This is a genomic window from Cellulomonas sp. GbtcB1, assembly GCF_019091725.1.
GTDB lineage: Bacteria > Actinomycetota > Actinomycetes > Actinomycetales > Cellulomonadaceae > Cellulomonas.
Genome location: NZ_JAGXJG010000551.1, coordinates 1 through 237 on the forward strand (window position 1 = coordinate 1; position 237 = coordinate 237).

General features: G+C 77.2%; 1 pseudogene. It reads left to right on the forward strand.

What is annotated here, in order from left to right:
• A pseudogene (locus tag KVT14_RS21350) lies at positions 1 to 237 on the forward strand (LysR family transcriptional regulator); the annotation flags it as partial.

Here is a 237-nt window from a genome sequence, read left to right on the forward strand (position 1 = left end):
TCCGGCCCCTGACCGAGGCCGGCCGGCCGTGGCACACGACCTGCAAGGTGGTCGAGAACAAGGGCGTGCTCGCCGCGCTCCGCGCCGGGCTCGGCATCTCCGTGCTGCCGCAGAGCCTCCTGCCGGAGGACCTGGTGCAGCTGCCGGCCGGCGCGCTCGGGCTGCCGGCCCTCGGGGGCGTGGACATCACGCTGGGGGGCAACCCGCAGGCGCCGCCCGTGCCGCTCGACCCGCTGT